The sequence below is a fragment of the Rhizobium sp. P2_G2 genome (genome assembly GCF_056403555.1).
The window spans coordinates 1-15,009 of sequence record NZ_JBFUFF010000011.1 but is presented as its reverse complement, the minus strand read 5'-3'; the positions used below and the strand labels follow the sequence as shown (position 1 = coordinate 15,009).

The following is a 15,009-nucleotide window of genomic DNA, read 5'->3' as shown; positions in this document are numbered from 1 at the left end:
TTTCAGGACCTTGCCATGATCACCGTTCTCGGCTCCATCAATATGGACCTCATCGCCACCGTGTCGCGGTTGCCCAAGCCGGGCGAAACGGTTGCCGGCAGCAATTTCGTCACAGCACCCGGCGGCAAGGGTGCCAACCAGGCGCTCGCAGCGCGCCGTGCCGGCGCTGAAGTCGCGATGGCCGGCGCATGCGGCGAGGACGAGTTTGCCGTGCCGGCGCTGACCTATCTCCGCTATGACGGCGTCAGCCTCGACCGGGTCAAATCCGCCTCCACGGCCACCGGCGTGGCGCTGATCTTCGTCGGCGGCGATGGCGAGAACGTCATCGCTATCGTTCCCGGCGCCAACGGCACGGTCACCACCGAGGATGCGAAGGCGGCGGTGGCAGCGATGAACCGCAACGACATCCTGATGCTGCAGATGGAGATTCCGCCGGCAGCCATCGAGGCAGGCCTGTTGGCGGCACGGGAAAAGGGCGTGACCACGGTCGTCAACATCGCCCCGATCACGCCGGATGCCCGGCGTCTGGCGCAACTCGCCACCATCGTCATCGCCAACGAGACCGAGTTTGAGCTGTTTGCCGGCCGTAGCGGGCTCAGCGACGAGGCACGGGAAGCCGAGATGCTGAGGATCAACAAGGACCATCGCCAGACCATCATCGTCACGCTCGGTGCGGACGGTGTCGTGGCGGCGCGCGAGGGCAAGATCGTTCGGGCCAGGGGGCTGGAGATCGAGCCGGTCGACACGGTCGGGGCAGGGGATACGTTCTGCGGCTATTTCGCCGCCGGGCTCGATCGCGGCCTGAAATTCGAGACCGCGCTGCGGCGCGCGGCTGTCGCCGGCTCGCTTGCCTGCACGAAGGCCGGTGCGCAGCCGTCGATCCCGGTAGCGCACGAAGTCGAGGGGCGTCTGTAGGGCCGCTTGCTGCATTGCGGCAAGTCGCTGGAGAACTGCGTCAAAACGGCCGAATCAGGGCTAATTGTTCGTATACGGTTTTCCGCTAATTTAACGTTTTGCAGATAATCAGAGGGCAATGCCGGATCCCGGCATCGGCCGCGAGACATGTCGGCGGCCGGTGATTGTCGCCACTCACTCTCTCTGAGGCTTTTATGCGCATGCTTGCTCCGAAATCCCTGGCCACGAAACTGCTGCTTGTCACCGGCAGCACGGTCGCCATTCTTCTGCTCGGCTCCAGCTTTTTCCAGATCTCGCAGACGCGCGACCGCGTGCAGTCTCTGATCTCGGCCCAGGCGGAAACCGAAGCCAAATCGATTGCCTCCTCGGTGGCGGCGGATGTCGGCGCGCTTGCCAGCGCGGCCCGCACGATGGCGGGCGTCATTTCCCACGGCCACGAAATGGGCAATCTCGACCGCAAGGCGGTCATCGCCGTCCTCAAGACCAATCTCGAACAGCAGCCGTCGGCTTTCGGCTCCTGGTTCGCCGAAGCGCCGAAGGCTTTCGATACGTTGCAGGACACGGCGAAAAACAAGTTGGAGCTCGGCGGCAACAAGAAGGGCATCTTCGATCCCTACTGGACGAAGGGCGAGAACGATGAGGCGACCTTCAGCACCTTCGATGAGGATTACGGCGCCGAATGGTATGCGACATCCGCGAATGCGCTGAAGGGCTCGATCACCAAGCCTTATGAGGCCAATGTGCGCGACGGCAAGGTGGCAATGAGCTCGATCAGCTATCCGGTGATCGAGAAGGGCAAGCTCGTCGGTGTCACCGGCGTGGACGTGTCGCTGACCATGCTTGCCAAGAGCCTTTCGACGCTGACCCCGTTCGGCACCGGCAAAGTGATGTTGTTGTCGCAGGACGGCAAATGGCTGGTCGGCCCGACCGCTGCCCAGATGATGAAGGCCTATGATGGCGCCGAGCCCGGCAAGATCAAGGAAACGCTCGACAGCGGCCAGGCGCTTTCCATTCCCGACCTCAAGAACGCCAATGGCGAAGCCTTCAGCCGCCTCGTCTACCCGTTCAAGCTACCCGATCTCAATGTCAGCTGGGTCCTGTTGATCGATGTTCCCGAGGCGGCGCTGGCCGGTCCGGTGCAGGACCAGACGATGATGATGGTCGTCGCCGGTCTGGTTCTGCTCGTCGCGGTGCTCGGCGGCCTGTGGTTGGCGGCCCGCAAGTTCGTGCAGAAGCCGATCGAAGCGCTGATTGCCGATGTCGGCAAGCTGAGCTCGGGCGACTATGACGCCGTCGTCTCCGGCCAGGCCAACCGGGACGAAACCGGCGCCGTGGCGCGCGCGCTGGAAGGTTTCCGCCACAAGCTCGCCGACTCCGTGCGCATCGAGCAAGAGGCCGGCCGTGCCCGCCAGGCGAGCGAGTCCGAGCGTCAGCAGAACGAAAGCGAACGCGCCGAAGGCGTCCGCACCCAGCAGTTCATCGTCGCCGAAGTTGGCCGCGCGCTGGAAAAACTGTCGAGCGGCGATCTCGCCTTCCGCATCGACGCGGATTTCCCGGGCGAATATCGCAGCCTGAAGTGCAATTTCAACAGCGCGCTCGAAAGCCTCGAAGAGACCGTCCGCATGGTCAACTCCGCCGTCGTCGCCATCGGCAACGGCACCGGCGAAATCAGTGCCAGCGCCAATGATCTCTCCAAGCGCACGGAACAGCAGGCGGCCCAGCTCGAAGAGACGGCGGCTGCGCTCAACGAGCTCACCGAGCAGGTGCATTCGAGCGCCGAGAATGCCAAGACGGCAGCCAATGCCGTGCAGAGCGCCAGCGATGACGCGGAGAAATCCGGCAATATCGTCCAGCGCGCCATCCAGGCGATGCAGGGCATCGAAAAATCATCGGGCCAGATCACCAACATTATCAGCGTGATCGACGAAATCGCCTTCCAGACCAATCTGCTGGCGCTCAACGCCGGTGTCGAAGCCGCCCGCGCCGGCGAGGCCGGCAAGGGTTTTGCGGTCGTTGCCCAGGAAGTGCGTGAACTCGCCCAGCGTTCTGCCACCGCCGCCAAGGAGATCAAGGCGCTGATCAGCACGTCCGAAGCGCAGGTCAACGACGGTGTCAGCCTCGTCGCCCAGACCGGCGAGACGCTGCAGGCGATCGCCTCGCAGGTCATGCAGATCAATGGGCTGATCCGGATGATCTCGGTCTCGGCCAACGAACAGGCCACTGGCCTGCGCGAGATGAACTCGGCTATGCATCACATGGACCAGGTCACCCAGCAGAATGCAGCCATGGTCGAGGAGACCACCGCGGCTTCGATGTCGCTCAGCGACGAGGCGACGAACCTGCGCACGCTCGTTGGCCGGTTCCGGACCTCCGAGCCGGTTGGCACGCATCACCTGCGGGCCATGGCTGGCCGTATGCGGGCCTGATCCGAGTTGCGCCGCCCGCTCCCCGGGGGCGGCGCCCTCAAGCTTTTTTAACTATTGCGTCAAGCGATCCTGAGGCCCTCCTGGCTCTGCTCGTCCGGCTGCATCACAGCCGTGACACACGCTCCGTCAGCAGGTCGAAGAACCCCTGCGCATCAATATCCTTCAGCACGAGCGCATTCTTCGGCCGGTCGGTGACGCGCCACCAGTCGACCACGGTCATGCCGAGCGTCAGTTCGGAATTCACCTCGATCTCGACATTGCAGTCGCGTCCGGCGAACAGGTCCGGCTTCAGCAGGTAGGCGATGACTGTCGGGTCGTGCAGCGGCCCGCCATCGGAGCCGTATTTCTCGATGTCGAAGCGCTCGAAGAAATCGAGCATCTGCGCCAGCGCCACCGCTGCACGGCTGCCGATGGCGCGGATCTTCTCGATGCGCGATTTCAGCGTCAGCACCTTGTGCGTCAGGTCGAGCGGGATCATCACCAAAGGCGCGCCGCACTTGAAGACGATCTCGGCGGCCTCCGGGTCGACATAGATGTTGAATTCAGCCGCGGGCGTGATGTTGCCGACCTCGAAATAGGCCCCGCCCATCATCACGATTTGCTGGATCCGGCCGGCAATGTCGGGCGCGCGCACCAGTGCAGTCGCGACATTGGTAAGCGGGCCGAGGGTGCAGAGCGTCACCGTTCCCGCGGGCTCGCGACGCAGCGTTTCGATGATGAAATCCACCCCGTTCTGGGCCTGCAGCGGCATGGTCGGCTCGAACAGTTCCGGGCCATCGAGGCCGGTCTGGCCATGGACGTGCTCGGCCGAGACCGGATTGCGCTTGAGTGGCCGGTCGGTCCCGGCAAACACTTTGACATCCGGCCGCCCGGCGAACTCGCAGACGATGCGGGCATTGGTCGATGTGCGCTGCACCGAGACATTGCCGGCCAGCGTCGTGATCCCCAGCACATCGAGTTCTTCCGGCGAGCCGAGCGCCAGCATGATAGCGGCAGCGTCATCCTGGCCGGGGTCTGTGTCGATAATGATCTTGCGCAGCACAGCCATGTTTTGAAAACCTCGTCTGATTCTAATGCCTTGCCGGTAAATTGCTGGCGACTATGGTCTGGCGCTGCGGCATGCGCAAGCGTCTTGCAAGTCTTTCGCATTCGCACCATATACGGGGAACCGGAGTGCTTCCTTATGAAGGCTCGGTGATTGTCGCTTGCAGCCAAGGACATGGATTGAGATGACCCGAGTTACGCCCTTTGCCAGCCCGCTTCTGCTGGGCTTCGATGCGATGGAAAAGACGCTGGAGCGTCTTGCCAAGAGCAACGATGGTTATCCGCCCTACAATATCGAAAGGCTGAAGGCCGAACCTGAGCTCGGAGAACCCGAGCGGCTCAGGATCACGCTTGCGGTTGCCGGTTTTGCCGATGAAGACCTCGATGTCACCACGGAAGAAAACCAGCTCCTCATCCGCGGCCGCCAGTCCGACCAGGGCGAAAGGGAATATCTTCACCGCGGCATTGCCTCACGCCAATTCCAACGCTGCTTCGTGCTGGCCGACGGGATGAAGGTGACCGGCGCAATCCTCAAGAACGGATTGCTGTCTGTCGATCTCATTCGGCCCGAGCCAGAGAAGATGGTGAGAAAAATTAACATTTCCGTTTCAGAGTAACGAAGCGGGGAGATTCCCCGTGCGTCTACCGAAATGAAGTAGGAGGCATGACATGACCGCGAGAGCTAGTCTCGACCGTTTGACCCGCAACGAATTCGAGCATCTGGGAGCCGGCAAGCTCGGCTATATCCGCAAGATGCGTTCCGAGGACGTTTCGCGCGTGTTCCCTGAAGCGCCGGCGCTCAATCCGGGTATTGACCTCTGGGCCCTGTTCGGCGCCGATGGCACCCCGATTCTGCTGACCGACAACCGCTCGTCGACCTATTTCAAGGCCGCCGAGGACGATCTGACGACGGTAGCGCTGCATTAAGCGCATTGCCATCTGGCTTCTGTTCGGGCGGAACGCACGGAAGTCTCGGCCGTTCCGAAAAGGCTGCAGCAGATGCGCAGAATACCGCCATTCAAGCTGCAGTTCGTGCCGTTGAACGAAGAGGCCGCCAGCCTGCCCGGATTCGAATGGGCGGGTGGTGATATCGGCGAAAGAAGCAAGCTCGGCGGAGAGCCTGACTTCATCCAGGGCGATGAGACACCTGTCTGCCCGCTTTGCCGCAGCAAAATGACTTTCTATGCGCAACTTGATTCGGTCAGCGATGACGTCATGCTGGCGGACTGCGGCATGATCTATGTGTTTGCCTGTTTTGATTGCCTGGAAACAGCAGCGATCTTGCAAAGCCATTGACGGTAGTGTCGCTGCCTCCCCGAAAATCAGATAGGGAAGGCATATGCTGCCGTTGCGCTCCGGCCTCAGATGACCAAGGCGCGATAACATCGGGGGATCGGCTTCCATGGCATTTCGCGACGACGATCTTGAAATCTTTGAAAAATCCGGCCCGACGCCGCTGCCACATGGCGGGCTGCACGGCTATGTCGAGCGTGAAGGCGCGCGGATCTGGTATATATCCTTCGGCACCGGCCCGGCCGTCATCCTGCTGCACGGGGGTAATGGTAATGCCGGCAACTGGGGCTACCAAGTCACGTCTCTGATCGAGGCCGGTTACAACACCATCCTGATCGACAGCCGCGGCCACGGCAGAAGCACGCGTGACAACCGGCCCTATTCCTACGTTTTGATGGGCGACGATGTCTTGGCAGTGATGGACGCCTTGCAGGTGCGATCGGCCGCGATTGTTGGCTGGAGCGACGGGGCCTGCACCGGTCTCGTCCTTGCCCACAGGCATCCGGGTCGCATTGCTGGCGTCTTCTATTTCGCCTGCAACATGGACAATTCAGGCACGCTGCCGTTCGAAATGACCCCGCTGATCGGTCGCTGTCTCTCCCGTCACAAACAGGACTATGCGGCTTTGTCGCCCACGCCGGACGGTTTCGATGCGATGATGCAGGCCGTCGGCGCGATGCAGAGCACCCAGCCGAACTATTCGGCAGCTGATCTGGCGGAAATCCGTGTGCCGGTGACGGTCGTGCAGGCCGAGCGGGACGAATTTATCCGGCACGAGCATGCCGAATATCTTGCGGGGGCCATTGCCGGCGCGAAGTTCAAGCTCCTGAAGGACGTCAGCCATTTCGCGCCGGTGCAGAGGCCAGACGAATTTACCAAGGCAATTCTGGACTTCCTGGAAACGATATTCCCCGGCTGATGTGGCAGACCGAGATTCACCGCTTCCTGAACGTCAGGTAGGCGGAGGAACGCCCCTCGCGCCGGGCCTTTGCCTCATAGCGCGTGCTCGGCCAATCCGGATAGGGCGCCAGCCAATCGCTGGCGTTCTTCGCCACCCATTCAAATCCGCCATGACGATCGACATGCTGCAGCGTCCAGTTGACATAGGTGTCGATGTCGGAAGCGAAGCAGAACAGGCCACCAGACTTCAGCACCCGATGGAAGCGCTTGAGGTTGACATTCGAGACGAACCGTCGCTTCCAGTGCCGCTTCTTCGGCCAGGGATCGGGATAGAGCAGGTCGATCTGGTCCACCGATGCCTCCGGCAGCCAGTCTAGCACCACTGTCGCATCATCATCATGGACGCGGATATTTTTCAGGTCGAGCGCTTCGACCTTCCCCAGCAGCTTTGCCATGGAATTGACGAAGGGCTCGACGCCGATAAAGCCGGTCGAGGGCGATCCGGTCGCGCGGTGCACCAGATGTTCGCCGCCGCCAAAGCCGATTTCCAACCGGATCGTGTCGACAGGCACCGGGTAGAGCGAGGCGAGATCGGATGGCGCCGGGTTCCTGAGATCGAGCCTCAGCCCGGCAAGCCCCTCGCCCATCAGCTTCGACTGATGTTCGCGCAGCGCCTTGCCTTTGCGGCGACCGAAAAACGCTTCGGTGGAGCGCGATTTCCGCACTCCACCGAGATTGTCTTCAGAATGTTCGTCGTCCTGGCTCACGCCGCCAGCGCTTCCTTGAGCGACTTGACGAGGTCGACCTTTTCCCAGGAGAACGAGCCGTCGCGGCCGGCCTTGCGGCCGAAATGGCCGTAGGACGACGTCTTGGCATAGATCGGCTTGTTGAGGTTGAGGTGCCGGCGGATGCCCGACGGCGACAGGTCGATCACCTTGCGGATCGCCGCCTCGACCTGGTCCTCGGTGACCTTCTTGCCGGTGCCGTGCAGATCGACATAGATCGACAGCGGCTGGGCGACGCCGATGGCGTAGGAAAGCTGGATCGTGCACTTCTCGGCAAGGCCGGCCGCCACGACGTTCTTGGCAAGGTAGCGGGCGACATAGGCTGCCGAACGGTCGACCTTGGTCGTGTCCTTGCCGGAGAACGCACCGCCGCCATGCGGGGCAGCACCGCCATACGTGTCGACGATGATCTTGCGGCCGGTCAGGCCGGCGTCGCCGTCCGGACCACCGATGACGAACTTGCCGGTCGGGTTGATGTACCAGTTGGCGTCCTTGGCGATCGGCAGGTCGCCGAGGGCCTGGCGGATATAGGGCTCGACGACCGAGCGGACCTTCTGCGAATCCCAGTTCGCATCGAGATGCTGGGTCGACAGCACGATCGAGGTGACCTCGGCCGGCTTGCCGTCGGCATAGCGGACGGTGACCTGGCTCTTGGCGTCGGGGCCGAGCTTGCCGGCATCGCCTTCGCCCTTGCGGCGGGCTTCGGAGAGCAGTTGCAGGATGCGATGCGCATAGTAGATCGGCGCCGGCATCAGGTCGGGCGTCTCGTTGCAGGCATAACCGAACATGATGCCCTGGTCGCCCGCGCCTTCTTCGCCCTGCTGGTCGGAGGCGTTGTCGACGCCCTGGGCGATGTCGGCGGACTGCGGATGCAGGAGCACGTCGATCTTGGCGGTCTTCCAATGGAAGCCGGACTGTTCGTAGCCGATGTCGCGAATGGCCTTACGCGCCGCGGATTTGAACTTCGAGGGGTTGATCAGCGGATGGCCGGCCGCGTCATGCATGACCGCGCCGCCCTTGTCCTTCTTGAGTAGCGTGTCGGGGACGCGCACTTCACCGGCAATAACGACACGATTGGTGGTGGCAAGCGTCTCGCAGGCGATGCGGACCGTCCAGGGATCGACACCCGTCTTCGCCGCTTCGCGGTAGACCAGATCGACGATTTCATCGGAGATACGGTCGCAAACCTTGTCCGGATGACCTTCCGAAACCGATTCGCTGGTGAAAAGATAGCTGGAACGCATTCGGGAATTCCCCTCAATGAAAAGACCGACGCATGTCTAGTGAGTTCGTCGTCAAAAGACAAGCGCAGAAAGACATAAATATATCCTTATATGCGCCGATTTCCTGCAAAAAATGCGGCTTTTTGGCCACTTCAGACATCCAATTGGCAAGCGCCTTCATCGCCGGTGTCGGTACGCGGAGCTTGAGCCGCGTGAGCTGACAGCTGCCGTTGGAGATATTTGCGGGAAATGGCTGCACGATGGCGCCAGCTGCCCTCGGGATGCCAGGGCAATATCGATCGCACGCGACCGCTCGCCTGGTTTGTCGGCTGGGGGTAAAAAGGGCAATTGGGAAATTGTCTACGCGCGGCTGCGCATCGGCACAAAGAATCCAACAGTCTCCCGAGCCTGTTGCTCGGAAGCGATTTCCTGAAGGAATTGCCGGATCTCGTAAAGAAATAGGCGGCGTCAGCTGCCCGGTTGCGAGCCCGTTGCCATAGGGCTCGCAATCGCTGCGATGAGGCGGGTTATTCGGCCTCGGCGTCGGCGGCGAGCGCTTTGACGAGATCGACGATCTTACGGCGGACCTTCTGGTCGTTGATCTTGACGAAGGCGCGATTGAGCTGCAAGCCTTCGGAAGACGACAGGAAATCCACGACATAGTTGGAAGAGGAGGCTTCGGCCATGCCAGCAGGCGTGTTGGCAGGGTTGCCGTCGGGCGCGTCCTCGAAGAAGAAGGAAACAGGCACGTTGAGAATAGTAGAGATCGCCTGCAGGCGGCTCGCACCAACGCGGTTCGTACCCTTCTCGTACTTCTGAATCTGCTGGAATGTGATGCCAAGGGCTTCCCCAAGCTTTTCCTGGCTCATTCCAAGCATAGTACGGCGAAGGCGGATCCGACTGCCCACGTGGATGTCGATGGGGTTCGGTTTTTTCTTGTTTTCGATCATTTTCGTTTCCTGTTGATAGGGACCGCGCGAGCCTGTGTTCGGATCGTTGAAGATCGCAAACGCAGCGTTGCATGACGCCATACAGCGCTGTTTCACTCCCGCGCGGACGGTTCGCAAAATCACTATGCATTTTTAGGGGTTTTTGGTCAATTCGTATTAAATATAAAACTCATGCGCGCAAAAAATGCAATCAATAGCGCCAAAGCTTCCAACAACCCGAAGTACAGTGTCCTGCTTGCGCTGTCCGAAATCGGAACAATTTTGCCCGGCAAAGGCACATCGATGTAACCTTTCGCCTGAAAGTTCAGCCCTAAAATGATTTGGCCGCGGGCATCGATAACGGCGGAAATGCCGCTATTCGAGTTGCGAATCACCGGCAGGCCCGTCTCGACGGCGCGCAGCCGCGCCTGAAAGAAGTGCTGCCATGGCCCCGGCGTGTAGCCGAACCAACCGTCATTGGTGATATTGACGATGGCGTCGGCTTTTTCCGCAATTTCAGCCGTTTCATCCGGGAAGATGACCTCATAGCAGACGAGCGGCAGAAGTTTGGTGCCGTCGGGCATGACCAGAAGCTGATGCTGCGCCGCGGCGCTGTAGCCACCCGGGATCTGGGCCGCGATCGATTTCAGGCCGATCCTGTTCCAGAAATTTTCCAGCGGCAGATATTCGCCAAACGGCACGAGATGCACCTTGTCGGCGGCGCCGATGATCTGTCCCTGGGAATCGATGACATAGACGGAATTGTAATAGCGCGGCGCCTGAGTTGCTCCGTCATTTTCCATGCGGACGGCGCCGGCGATCATGATCTGACCGTCCTCGAGCACATCGGCGATCCTGACCAACGCATCGGGGTTCTGCGTCAGGATGAAGGGGATCGAGGTTTCCGGCCAGACGATATAGTCGGGACGACGGCTGTCCTTGGCGGCCGCAGCCTTGGTCAGCGTAAGATGCTCCTCGAAAATGGCGATACGCTGGCTGTCGTCGAGCTTGGCCGACTGGTCGATCACCGGCTGGACAAGGCGGACGATATGGGGATGTTCGGGCGCCTTGGCCGGCTCGGCGATATTGAGCGCATAAAAGCCGTAACCGAGATGGGCGCCGAACAGGAGAACCGCGATCGTCATCCCGATGCCGGCGCCGCGGCCGGTCGCGATCAATGCGGGCGTGGCGAAAACCAGCACCGCTAACATGTTCATCGAATGGCTGCCGACCACGGCCAGCGACTGCATCATCAGCGGAAAGGGCATCATGCCCTGGCCGATCACATTCCAGGGAAAGCCGGTCAGCAGCATGCCGCGCAGCCATTCGACCAGCCCGAACGCCGCGGCCAGTGCCAGGATGCGGCCATAACCATCGACCCAGAACAGGCGGGCAAGGGCAGTCGCCAGGCCGTAATAGATTGCCAGAACGGCCGGCAGGCCAAGCACAGCCAGCGGCAGCGCCCAGGCGAATTCGTCGGCTTCGACGAGGAGTGAACTGCCGGTCCACCATAGTCCTGCGACGAAATAGCCCAGCCCGAAAGCCCAGCCGGTGACGAAAGCGGGCAGCATGCGGGCGACAACCATGCGGTCCGGATCGCCCGAAGCGCCATCGAGCAGCCATACGAGGATCGAAAGGGAGATGAAGCCCACGACAAAAATGCCGAACGGCGGCAGCATCAGGGCGGCGAAGGCGCCGCTGAGCAAGGCGATCAAGAGCCGTTTCCAGCCCGAACTCAGCGTCACATACGCCGCAAGCCGCTCCATGCCGCCCTTCCCACTATCGCGAATCACCCGGTGGGGCGGAGTTTTGCAGGAATTCAGGCCGTTTGTCGCCAAATCTCCGGCAGCACCTTGAGCCGGGCTTAACCATGATTGCAGTCACGATAGCAACGCATTGTATCGTGAAGCTTGCCGGCTATCGAATAGGCATTGATCGCACCCGGCAATCGCGATACGCGGATTTGCATGTGGCGGCTCCGGTTTCGCGCCTGGGCCGCCGGTCAGGTCAGGTATTTTGGAGAACAGCAAATGACGAACAGCCTCATCGTCCCGGTCATTCTCGCCGGCGGCAAGGGTACGCGGCTCTGGCCGATGTCGCGCAGCGCCCGGCCCAAGCAGTTCCTTGAACTGACCGGCGATCTCAGCCTGTTCCAGCTGACGCTGAAGCGGCTCGATGATCCCAGCCGCTACGACAAGCCGATCGTGGTCACCAATTCGGAATATCGCTTCCTCGTCGCCGAACAGGCACAGGAGGCGGGCATCGAACTCGCGGCCGTCGTTCTGGAGCCGATTGCTCGCAACACCGCAGCGGCAATTGCCGCCGCATCGCTGATCGCCGCCAAGGACGGGCCGCGCCTGGTCCATGTGCTCGCCTCCGACCACAATATTCGTGTCGATGCCGCTTATGTAAAAGCGATCGACACCGCCGCCGCGGCGGCAAGGGCAGGGCGGCTCGCGACCTTCGGCATCACGCCGACCGCGCCGGCGACCGGTTTCGGCTATGTCGAGGCCGGCGAGGCCGAGCCGAGCGGCGCCCACCATGTCAAGCGTTTCGTCGAGAAGCCGAACGAAGAGCGCGCCCGCGAAATGATCGCTCAGGGCAATTACTACTGGAACTCCGGCATGTTCCTGTTCGATTCTGAAGTCTTCCTGTCCGAATGCCGCATGCTCGCCCCGGCAGTTCTCGATGCCGCCGAGGCGGCCGTCGCGGTGGCCAAGTCCGACCTCGATTTCACCCGCCTTGGCGAGAAGGAGTTTTCCCAGTCGCCGGATATATCGGTCGATTATGCCATTTTCGAAAAAACCACGCTGGCTTCGGTCGTGCCCTCGCCGATCCAATGGTCTGACCTGGGCGCCTGGGATGCGGTCTGGAAGGAAAGCGAATGCGATGCCGACGGCAATGTCACTCGCGGGCCGGTCAACCTCTATAATTCGAAAAACTCCTTCGTCCTTTCCGAGGGCGCGCATGTCGCGGTCAACGGCGTCGAGGATGCGGTGGTCATCGTCTCCGAGGACGCGGTCTATGTCGGCCGCCTGACGGAGGCACAGGATGTCGGCCGCGTCGTCAAGGATTTGATGAAGAGCCCCAAGACCGCCAAGCTGACCGAGGAGCATCGGACGAGCTACCGCCCCTGGGGCGGCTTCTCCTCGGTGCTGATGGGCGAGCGCTTCCAGGTGAAGCGGCTGTTCGTCAAGCCGGGCAAGCAGCTGTCGTTGCAGCGCCATTATCACCGTTCCGAACATTGGATCGTCGTGCGCGGCACCGCCCAGGTGCAGATCGGCGACGACAAGCAGATGCTGACGGAAAACGAGTCGATTTATATCCCGCAGGGCGCGATCCACCGTCTTTCCAATCCAGGCAAGATCCTGCTGGAACTCGTCGAAGTGCAGACCGGCTCCTATCTCGGTGAGGACGATATCGTCCGCCTGGAGGACACATTCGGGCGGATTTGACGCCAATCTCTGAGGTGCCCGCCCGTCACGGAACCTTTACATTGCTCTCCCGTTGACTAACCGCACGCCCGCGAGGGTCGCGGGCACAACACCAGGGAGATTTTCATGGGTGCGACAGCAGATCGTGTGAAGGGTGCAACCAACCAGGCCGTCGGCAAAGGCAAACAGGCCGTTGGCCGCGCGACCGACAGCCCGAAGATGGAAGCCGAAGGCGCAGGCCAGGAGCTCAAGGGCAAGGTCCAGTCGGCTGCCGGCAAGGCCAAGGATGGCCTGAAAAAGGCGATCGACAAGGCCTGATCCTGTTCGCCATGCGGCGTCGCCGCGTCGAGCATACAATGAAGGCGTCCGCACCACCGGACGCCTTTATTGTTTCTTCGTTGCCGATCTCAGTGGGCCCCGGCAAGACCTCCGACGAAATCGCGCTCCTGCTCGGCATCACCGAACGCACAGCGCGCAGGCATATTCCTCCGGCGCGGAGAAGTGCGGCGCCGAGAGGCGAATTCAAGCGGTTTTCCAAGCACTTCTGGATTGGCGGCGGAAAATCTCAAGGCCCGGAGAAGCCCGGCAATTGCGGCTGGAATGCCTGGCAATTGTTCCCGCAGATGCGCGCCCTTCATTGAAATTTTAAGGGAACCTCGTTGTTGGCGCATGCGTTAGCCGCACATCGAACAGATGCAAAAGGAGTTCGAAAAATGAAGACCAAGGTTCTTGCCGGCGCCGTTCTGGCGCTTACCACCCTTTCGTCGTTTGCCTATGCCGGTGACGCCAAAGTCACGGGCATGGCAGGGGGCGCAGTAACGGGCGCAGTGGTCGGTGGCCCGGTCGGTGCCATCATCGGCGGTGCCGTTGGCCTGACCACCGGTGCGGCCATCGATGACAGCGACAAGAAGACGGTGATCATCAAGAAGCAGCAGCCTGACGTGATCGTCAGGGAACACCAGCCCGACGTTATCATTCACGAGTAAGCGGCGCTCCCGGCGCGTCTTCCACGGAGGATGCGCCGGGAGAAATCCAGCTCCAACGCAACAGTGGCGGACTCATTTTCCACCCAATTTTTGCCTTGTCTCAGCGCCGCACACCAAGTGCGTAGCACCGGTCCGGATCGGCGAGAGCGCGATCTGGACGGGCTAGGCCTCTACAAGGACAAGGCCGATTTCGAATCCAGACGTGAGGGATGGGCGATCAGCCTGCCCCATTTCTCGTTCCAGAGCCGGTCTTCGTCGACAACAACGATTTCGAGATAGTAGGGCTCCAGCGACATTTCGTCGGCGACGACCTTGAGGGCCTGCGGGACGGGCATCAATTCGCTGGCGGTCCTGGTCTGCGGATCGGCAATCGATGCCATCGGCATGCGCTCGCCCGGCACGATCTCGATCACCAGATCCCGATCCGGTACGATCTGGTACTTTCTGACCCGATGAAATACGCTCTCTTTCTCCACGGTTCGCTCCTATGATCCTGCGGCCACTGAGGACAACGCGCGAGAAGCCAAAAAGTCGGGACCTATTTCATCATGTCGGAGAGCTTCACCGATGTCCGAATGCTGCAGCCCGAGCCTTCGCGCTACGCCATCCGCGGCGAGGAAGACGGAACCTGGACCGTCTGCGAAGTCGAGACAGGTCTGCCGGTCGTCTTCGAAGAACAGATGCTCGTCCGATTGACCTTCGAACTTGCCGAAGTGATGTTCGAACATCTCAACGAACTGGATGCGGAAGCTGACGAATTGCACCAGGCAAAATCGGAATAGGTGTTGGCGATCCACATCCATGATGATTTTCATATCGATCGCATTCAACATTCTGCCGATGCCTTATTGGGCTCGTTGCAGGCAATAATCCGTCAGCAATTTCGTATCCATACGGGCAAGGCCGCGGAATTGGATCGCGCGCAGGTGCTCGGGCTGATGTATGGTGAGGCTGTCGCTCAGGCGGCGAACCGAGAAGCCGGGTTCTCGGCCTGTCGTAGGCTTTTCCATTGCCAAGGCAGCAATTCGTGCAGGCGGGAGACGGGGAGATCGGCGATGCGGGCCAGCACGTCGG

General features: G+C 61.1%; 18 protein-coding genes. 12 read left to right on the top strand and 6 right to left on the bottom strand.

Translation table 11 applies throughout. The annotated features are described in order from the left end of the window. Positions 1 to 15 precede the first annotated feature (15 nt). Both AC1D06_RS11310 and AC1D06_RS11305 read left to right on the top strand, forming a co-directional pair. Positions 16 to 915, top strand: coding sequence for a ribokinase (locus AC1D06_RS11310; RefSeq protein ID WP_477986300.1), 900 nt, complete (start codon positions 16 to 18; stop codon positions 913 to 915). 194 nt (positions 916 to 1,109) lie between these two features. Further along, the gene (locus tag AC1D06_RS11305) at positions 1,110 to 3,341 is read left to right on the top strand and encodes a methyl-accepting chemotaxis protein (protein ID WP_477986299.1); all 2,232 of its coding nucleotides are present in this window, start codon (positions 1,110 to 1,112) and stop codon (positions 3,339 to 3,341) included. Positions 3,342 to 3,444: 103 nt separating this feature from the next. On the opposite strand, the gene AC1D06_RS11300 is transcribed toward AC1D06_RS11305, so the two are convergent. After that, a complete protein-coding gene (locus AC1D06_RS11300) occupies positions 3,445 to 4,389 on the bottom strand; it encodes a nucleoside hydrolase (protein ID WP_477986298.1) in 945 nt (314 codons plus the stop codon). 181 nt (positions 4,390 to 4,570) lie between these two features. On the opposite strand from AC1D06_RS11300, the gene AC1D06_RS11295 reads away from it, so the two are divergent. From AC1D06_RS11295 to AC1D06_RS11280, 4 genes are all read left to right on the top strand, one after another. Then, positions 4,571 to 5,002, top strand: a complete 432-nt coding sequence (locus AC1D06_RS11295; protein ID WP_477875696.1) for an Hsp20 family protein — start codon at positions 4,571 to 4,573, stop codon at positions 5,000 to 5,002. A gap of 52 nt (positions 5,003 to 5,054) precedes the next feature. Beyond that, positions 5,055 to 5,312, top strand: a complete 258-nt coding sequence (locus AC1D06_RS11290; protein ID WP_477875695.1) for a BQ00720 family protein — start codon at positions 5,055 to 5,057, stop codon at positions 5,310 to 5,312. Between the two features lie 111 nt (positions 5,313 to 5,423). Then, positions 5,424 to 5,681, top strand: coding sequence for a hypothetical protein (locus tag AC1D06_RS11285; protein WP_477875694.1), 258 nt, complete (start codon positions 5,424 to 5,426; stop codon positions 5,679 to 5,681). Between the two features lie 106 nt (positions 5,682 to 5,787). Then, positions 5,788 to 6,597 (top strand): alpha/beta fold hydrolase, encoded by an 810-nt coding sequence (locus tag AC1D06_RS11280; RefSeq protein WP_477986297.1) that lies wholly within the window; start codon positions 5,788 to 5,790, stop codon positions 6,595 to 6,597. A 16-nt stretch (positions 6,598 to 6,613) separates the two neighbouring features. Here the strand turns inward: AC1D06_RS11280 and trmB are convergent, their stop codons facing one another. From trmB to lnt, 4 genes are all read right to left on the bottom strand, one after another. Next, positions 6,614 to 7,345, bottom strand: a complete 732-nt coding sequence (trmB, locus tag AC1D06_RS11275) for a tRNA (guanosine(46)-N7)-methyltransferase TrmB (RefSeq protein WP_477986295.1) — start codon at positions 7,343 to 7,345, stop codon at positions 6,614 to 6,616. Continuing rightward, the gene (gene metK / locus AC1D06_RS11270) at positions 7,342 to 8,607 is read right to left on the bottom strand and encodes a methionine adenosyltransferase (protein ID WP_477875691.1); all 1,266 of its coding nucleotides are present in this window, start codon (positions 8,605 to 8,607) and stop codon (positions 7,342 to 7,344) included. Before metK ends, trmB begins: the two co-directional genes overlap by 4 nt. Before the next feature lie 506 nt (positions 8,608 to 9,113). Beyond that, positions 9,114 to 9,536, bottom strand: a complete 423-nt coding sequence (locus tag AC1D06_RS11265; RefSeq protein ID WP_477875690.1) for a helix-turn-helix domain-containing protein — start codon at positions 9,534 to 9,536, stop codon at positions 9,114 to 9,116. 146 nt (positions 9,537 to 9,682) lie between these two features. After that, on the bottom strand, positions 9,683 to 11,281 hold the full coding sequence (lnt, locus tag AC1D06_RS11260) for an apolipoprotein N-acyltransferase (protein ID WP_477986294.1): 1,599 nt from the start codon (positions 11,279 to 11,281) through the stop codon (positions 9,683 to 9,685). A gap of 264 nt (positions 11,282 to 11,545) precedes the next feature. On the opposite strand from lnt, the gene AC1D06_RS11255 reads away from it, so the two are divergent. The 4 genes from AC1D06_RS11255 (at position 11,546) to AC1D06_RS11240 (ending at position 13,935) form a co-directional block, all read left to right on the top strand. Then, positions 11,546 to 12,970, top strand: coding sequence for a mannose-1-phosphate guanylyltransferase/mannose-6-phosphate isomerase (locus tag AC1D06_RS11255; protein WP_477986293.1), 1,425 nt, complete (start codon positions 11,546 to 11,548; stop codon positions 12,968 to 12,970). Positions 12,971 to 13,075: 105 nt separating this feature from the next. Further along, a complete protein-coding gene (locus AC1D06_RS11250; RefSeq protein ID WP_477875687.1) occupies positions 13,076 to 13,267 on the top strand; it encodes a CsbD family protein in 192 nt (63 codons plus the stop codon). 38 nt (positions 13,268 to 13,305) lie between these two features. Beyond that, positions 13,306 to 13,590, top strand: a complete 285-nt coding sequence (locus AC1D06_RS11245) for a helix-turn-helix transcriptional regulator (protein ID WP_477986291.1) — start codon at positions 13,306 to 13,308, stop codon at positions 13,588 to 13,590. Positions 13,591 to 13,662: 72 nt separating this feature from the next. Continuing rightward, positions 13,663 to 13,935 carry a hypothetical protein gene (locus AC1D06_RS11240; RefSeq protein ID WP_477986290.1) on the top strand — a complete coding sequence of 91 codons (273 nt, stop codon included), beginning with the start codon at positions 13,663 to 13,665 and terminating at the stop codon, positions 13,933 to 13,935. 170 nt (positions 13,936 to 14,105) lie between these two features. On the opposite strand, the gene AC1D06_RS11235 is transcribed toward AC1D06_RS11240, so the two are convergent. Then, entirely contained in the window at positions 14,106 to 14,411 is a 306-nt protein-coding gene (locus AC1D06_RS11235; RefSeq protein ID WP_477875685.1) for a hypothetical protein, read from the bottom strand. Between the two features lie 72 nt (positions 14,412 to 14,483). On the opposite strand from AC1D06_RS11235, the gene AC1D06_RS11230 reads away from it, so the two are divergent. Both AC1D06_RS11230 and AC1D06_RS11225 read left to right on the top strand, forming a co-directional pair. Continuing rightward, complete coding sequence (locus AC1D06_RS11230; RefSeq protein WP_477986289.1) at positions 14,484 to 14,717, top strand: hypothetical protein; 234 nt, start codon at positions 14,484 to 14,486, stop codon at positions 14,715 to 14,717. A gap of 3 nt (positions 14,718 to 14,720) precedes the next feature. Next, positions 14,721 to 15,009 (top strand): hypothetical protein (locus AC1D06_RS11225; protein WP_477986373.1); only part of this gene is annotated, 289 nt, incomplete at its 3' end.

Bases quoted from the DNA above. Each gene is read 5' to 3' on its own strand.
- AC1D06_RS11305 (WP_477986299.1), top strand. From the start codon at position 1,110: ATGCGCATGCTTGCTCCGAAATCCCTGGCCACGAAACTGCTGCTTGTC.
- AC1D06_RS11290 (WP_477875695.1), top strand. From the start codon at position 5,055: ATGACCGCGAGAGCTAGTCTCGACCGTTTGACCCGCAACGAATTCGAG.
- AC1D06_RS11310 (WP_477986300.1), top strand. From the start codon at position 16: ATGATCACCGTTCTCGGCTCCATCAATATGGACCTCATCGCCACCGTG.
- AC1D06_RS11240 (WP_477986290.1), top strand. From the start codon at position 13,663: ATGAAGACCAAGGTTCTTGCCGGCGCCGTTCTGGCGCTTACCACCCTT.
- metK (WP_477875691.1), bottom strand. From the start codon at position 8,607: ATGCGTTCCAGCTATCTTTTCACCAGCGAATCGGTTTCGGAAGGTCAT.
- AC1D06_RS11280 (WP_477986297.1), top strand. From the start codon at position 5,788: ATGGCATTTCGCGACGACGATCTTGAAATCTTTGAAAAATCCGGCCCG.
- AC1D06_RS11295 (WP_477875696.1), top strand. From the start codon at position 4,571: ATGACCCGAGTTACGCCCTTTGCCAGCCCGCTTCTGCTGGGCTTCGAT.
- AC1D06_RS11230 (WP_477986289.1), top strand. From the start codon at position 14,484: ATGTCGGAGAGCTTCACCGATGTCCGAATGCTGCAGCCCGAGCCTTCG.
- AC1D06_RS11300 (WP_477986298.1), bottom strand. From the start codon at position 4,389: ATGGCTGTGCTGCGCAAGATCATTATCGACACAGACCCCGGCCAGGAT.
- AC1D06_RS11245 (WP_477986291.1), top strand. From the start codon at position 13,306: ATGAAGGCGTCCGCACCACCGGACGCCTTTATTGTTTCTTCGTTGCCG.
- AC1D06_RS11255 (WP_477986293.1), top strand. From the start codon at position 11,546: ATGACGAACAGCCTCATCGTCCCGGTCATTCTCGCCGGCGGCAAGGGT.
- AC1D06_RS11250 (WP_477875687.1), top strand. From the start codon at position 13,076: ATGGGTGCGACAGCAGATCGTGTGAAGGGTGCAACCAACCAGGCCGTC.
- AC1D06_RS11265 (WP_477875690.1), bottom strand. From the start codon at position 9,536: ATGATCGAAAACAAGAAAAAACCGAACCCCATCGACATCCACGTGGGC.
- lnt (WP_477986294.1), bottom strand. From the start codon at position 11,281: ATGGAGCGGCTTGCGGCGTATGTGACGCTGAGTTCGGGCTGGAAACGG.